The 4,435-nt window shown below is 43.0% G+C and carries 6 protein-coding genes and 1 tRNA gene; 3 read left to right on the forward strand and 4 right to left on the reverse strand.

What is annotated here, in order from left to right; genetic code table 11:
• The coding region (locus NWE95_02270) for a hypothetical protein (GenBank protein MCW4002721.1) at positions 1-395 on the forward strand (395 nt) is incomplete at its 5' end.
• Positions 396-560: 165 nt separating this feature from the next.
• Here the strand turns inward: NWE95_02270 and NWE95_02275 are convergent.
• From NWE95_02275 to NWE95_02285, 3 genes are all read right to left on the reverse strand, one after another.
• Positions 561-1,022, reverse strand: a complete 462-nt coding sequence (locus tag NWE95_02275) for a DUF559 domain-containing protein (GenBank protein ID MCW4002722.1) — start codon at positions 1,020-1,022, stop codon at positions 561-563.
• Between the two features lie 322 nt (positions 1,023-1,344).
• Positions 1,345-1,827 carry an HNH endonuclease gene (locus NWE95_02280; GenBank protein ID MCW4002723.1) on the reverse strand — a complete coding sequence of 161 codons (483 nt, stop codon included), beginning with the start codon at positions 1,825-1,827 and terminating at the stop codon, positions 1,345-1,347.
• A gap of 435 nt (positions 1,828-2,262) precedes the next feature.
• The gene (locus tag NWE95_02285; protein MCW4002724.1) at positions 2,263-3,003 is read right to left on the reverse strand and encodes a hypothetical protein; all 741 of its coding nucleotides are present in this window, start codon (positions 3,001-3,003) and stop codon (positions 2,263-2,265) included.
• 303 nt (positions 3,004-3,306) lie between these two features.
• Here NWE95_02285 and NWE95_02290 point away from each other — a divergent pair, with 303 nt between their 5' ends.
• The gene (locus tag NWE95_02290; protein MCW4002725.1) at positions 3,307-3,465 is read left to right on the forward strand and encodes a hypothetical protein; all 159 of its coding nucleotides are present in this window, start codon (positions 3,307-3,309) and stop codon (positions 3,463-3,465) included.
• A 218-nt stretch (positions 3,466-3,683) separates the two neighbouring features.
• Positions 3,684-3,757, forward strand: a tRNA-Val gene (locus NWE95_02295).
• Between the two features lie 224 nt (positions 3,758-3,981).
• Here NWE95_02295 and NWE95_02300 read toward each other — a convergent pair.
• A partial coding sequence (locus NWE95_02300) for a hypothetical protein (GenBank protein MCW4002726.1) occupies positions 3,982-4,435 on the reverse strand: 454 nt, incomplete at its 5' end.

A 4,435-nucleotide genomic window follows, 5' to 3' on the forward strand; every position in this document is an offset into this window, starting at 1 on the left:
CAGTTTCAGAAAAAGGTCTCAAGATAAAAACCTATTACTGCACAGACATAGGTGTCCTTTACACTTTATCTAAAAATCCCGCTGCTAACATTATTCACGTTCTAGATGCCCACAAGAACCGAAGTAGCGTATTCAACTCATTTAGAAAGCTCTACACCGTTTGGGGACATGAAACTTTTGCTAGGTTTCTTAAGAATATTAGTGATTTTTTCCCAATGATGCAAAAAGAGGGAATAGAAACAGCAATCAGCTTTCTATTAGTGAAATCCATGATGGATGCGAAAGCTCTAGACCCTAAAACGCGCACTAAAAACGCCAAAGCAGCAATGAAAGAATTCCCAAACGCCAAACGATTAGTAAAAGAATGGTCAAACAACATTAAAGAAGTGCTTTAGAAAACCGTGATTTTACTCTCTCACAATTCCCTCAAAAAAAAGAAACTCGCCCCAAGTTTAAGCGTACAGTTTTGTCAGTAACTATCAAGTGAAGTGCTCGGCGTCGCTTGCGCTCCGCCTCGAACGTTCCAGACGACGACGCGTAAAGGATAGACGCATCAAAGCTTAAGGAAAGAACACTGAATTGTCCTTACGATATCTTCTCCTAGCTACTTTCGCGATTGAGTCTGCTATACCATCTAAATCTCTTTCAATAGCGTCATTCGTGATTCTTATAGTGCTCTTTTCGTCATTTTGTGAGAAGGAATCACGCTCCAAGTCAGAATAAAGCTGTTTAGGATTTAACAAGTGGTGCCTTCCGTCTATCTCTATGTTTAATCTTGCCCATGGAATGGAAATATCGACGTGCTTGTACCCATCGTAGTCCTCTAACTTATTTTTGATACCTCTTTTTCTAAGAGCCTCAGAGAGACTTCTCGCTTGTGGTGTAATCTTTGGCTGTGGTTTATCGGCGTTTCTTGCCATCTTTTGATGATAGATACAAAGGGGCTTGCCATAATATCTCTTAGAGTATTCAAAGACTTGCTCACTTATTGTTTCCTTGCAAATGCTGCAGTAGCAACGCATGCTTTGCTTTTATGGACTGATTTGAATTTAAGTTTTCTTTTCATTAAAAATCTAAGCCTTGGCTTTCTTTAGGAGGTAAAGCGCCTCGGGAAACTCGATGCGCTCGTGGAACCCCCCAGAGGGTGCCCCCCGCGTGCTCCGAGCCTCTCCCTCGGCGCAACAAGAGGGCGAAAATGAAACAATTGATTTAAAGAAAGAGGCTTTACTATTAGCTATGTTTCTGCGAAATGATAAGAAGGAATGGAATCCAAGAATTGTTGTTCCCAGATAAATAAGATGTAAAGCTATAGCGCATTTTTTTACTTTTTATATACTCGTTTCTTCATGAACGCTTCGAGGAAAAAAATTTTCTTTTATAGGCCTCAATAGACATGGTTCCCATAGAAGAATTGCAGCTTCTACATACAGGTCTCAAATTGGTGAGCCTGTCAGTGCCACCCTTGAAAACTGCTCTGTTGTGCCCCACATCAAAATCCATAACATGAATTGGTTTCTTGCAGACATAGCATTTCCCCTCCGCGTTTTTCACACCGATGTATTTTTTCCAAACCTGTTCTTTGACGGCTTTAGGGATTCCTTTTCTAATCTTCTTCTTAGAAGTAGGTTCAAACATTTCCCTAATCTTCTCTTTTGTAATCTTGGGAGAGTCAAGAAGAGCTTTGATGACTTCTTTTTTAGGCAACTTGTATTCGGGTTGACCAAAGGTATAAAGCTTTTTTCCCACTAGCGATATTCCGTTCTGGTTTGCCAATGTGCTAAGCTCTTTCATTTTTAGCTTCCGAAGAAGGTCCTCTTTCGTTAACACTATTGACGCCCCCATGAACATTACGGTCTTTCTTTCCTAAAAAACTTTTTAGAATTTCGAGTGGCTATGCTTGTTTTTAGGTGTGCTTTTTGTTGAGAAAGAGTTAGCGGGAGAGTAGAAGAAGGTTGGAGTTGACGTGTGTGGATTTAGGGCTTAAGACTCCCAGAAAACTTACAAACAGTAAGACCACACTAATCAGGAAATTCCGAATCGTTATATTTGAAGCGTCGCCCATTCAGCGAAGCAAGCATTAATCTGCTCAGCTATCAGCTCTACAGTCTATATTTCAACATCGAAATCAAGCAAAGACGCACCAATAAAGCCCAATACCCACCAAGAATGAGCTTTGAGCTTCTCCCTCCTAGGAAGAGGTCAAACTGAATTATGCTGGATTTAGAAATGCAAAGACGCAGTATCAAGAAGGGCAGGGAGTAATTACGTAGTGAAGGTTCGGAATAGGGCGCCCCATGGGAGACTCTTTTCGTTTGTGTGCGTATAAGCAGGGAGAAACTTGGTTAATCTTACTTGTCGAGTTACAATGAACGGTCTGGAAAGCAACTTATTCCACAGCTCTAAACCACGCTTAAAACCGTATTTTTCAATCAGGCGCTTCCAAGAGGCTACGAATGCGGGGAAAACCCAGCTGTAGCCCCAGCTCATGCGTTCAAAACTCTGCTTAGTCAAATAATTACCTATCAAATAGAAACAAATGCCCTTCAACCCTTTAGGTGTCTCATACAAACTTCTAATGTCCACAATAGGCGACATATGAATTTCAGCCCATTGTTCGCTTAGCCATTTCTGAGGTATGAACTTCCCTCTGAAAACGATGTGCAAAACGCCGTTGCCCTCGTTAGTGCGAATCTTCCAATACTTCATCTTAAAACGGTACTTTCGGAAAATCCGCATCTTCAAAGCCCTAAAATGCTCATTCAACTTCTTGTCAAAACCCAACCGCTTAGCCTCATCACTCGTAGTTAAAGTAGCAAATCTTAGGCGTTCGCTTCTACTCTTGCCAACAGTTAACCCGCTCATCAAACGCTGAAAAGCTCTACGCTGCTTCTTAGTATAACCACCATTTTCAGCAACGCACTTCCTTAAGTCAAAATCAAACTTCTTGACCGAGCCATCTCTAGAAACAAAATAACCATCACGCCTATCCTCAGAATCCAACATACGCCGAGGACAAAAGAGACACCTAAACAATCACAGCAAAGAAAAAAAAAGGGAAAGTTGGTGCGGGAGAAATCACCATAGAAAGCAGGAGTGAGCTACCTCGGCACATGTTTTTGGGAGTTACCAAATCAACAGTGAAGTTAGGTGTTTTAAAGTTTTCTGAAATGAAGCATCGAGAGTTCTGGGGGTTTGCTTGGTAAAGGTCTTGTTGGATTCGGAATCCGAGTATGAGATAGGTAAAAATGGGAAACATTGCTTAATAACGGTGACTGAGCTGTTACGCAAATGAGAGGAGGATTCAAGATGGGAAAGAAGGCTGTCATAACTGTCGAGTTGGTTGCCGAAAGCGTCACAAGCTCGAACAGGGCGATTGCGGAAGAAATGCTTCAATGGTTCAAGGACCAAGCAGTGCCCGCGCCATGGATTAAAGAAGTAAAGTCAATAAGGGTGCAGGACGCTTAAATGCCGAACAATGCCACGTGATGGGTTAGAAAATATCCTATCAACGCGCTGGCTAAGAAGCACGCGAACATTATTAGCCGATCATGCTTGTGCTCGTTTTCAAACTCGCTCTTTTCCGATTCGTGCAACGGCACGCACCTCTGGTTATTGTTTTGTGCTCTGCAGGGGAAAGGTTTTATGAAGGAGCAATCAATATTTCAGCTTCAGAATGCACATCTGGGCCGGTAGTCTAGCTGGCTAGGACGTCGCCCTCACGCGGCGAAGATCACCGGTTCAAATCCGGTCCGGCCCACTTTCGTTTTTTATTGATTAGAAGCGGGGTCTGTCCGTTGTTCAGTTCTTCATCTTTCCCTCATCAGACTGGGACGGCGACATCATCCCCCGATGATAAAACAGCATCCTAGTCCAATATGAATATTGTGAATACGATGCTATGGATGAAGCGCAAAAGCTAAAAGGTTGCCATCGACGGAGACCTTAAAGCCATTTTCCTATCGCTGGAGATTGATGCCAAATTTAAACTTGACTAAATCTAGCCCCGACTATCACTCCCGCAATGTCGGAATGCCCGTAGGTTGCGTAGATGCCGAAGCGGAAGCCGCCGTAACGGGCGAAGTCGTCTGTTTGCACAAGAAGCGATAAGGGGTAAGAACCTTTCAAAACAAAAACAATCTTCTCTAAATCTCCTTTCCCCTTTTTCAGGATAGCTGGTCCCGCGATTTTTTCAAGTTTTCCCTTCTCGTTGAACATGAAAAATCCCGACAATTCAGCGCCTTTTTCAGCCAGATAGAACCATCTGCCCTTCAACTGCTCCTTTAATTCCTGGTTCTGGTCTATCCTGATAAGCGCCTCTTGAGTTGTCAGCGCCCTAAGACCATTCTGTTTCAACAGTTTCAGCGATTCTTCCTGATTAGCTTGCGCATGAGCCATGAATACTCCAGTAGCGCCTACCTCGCTAAACTCTACCTGC

The sequence above is a fragment of the Candidatus Bathyarchaeota archaeon genome (assembly GCA_026014725.1).
Lineage (GTDB): Archaea > Thermoproteota > Bathyarchaeia > Bathyarchaeales > Bathycorpusculaceae > Bathycorpusculum.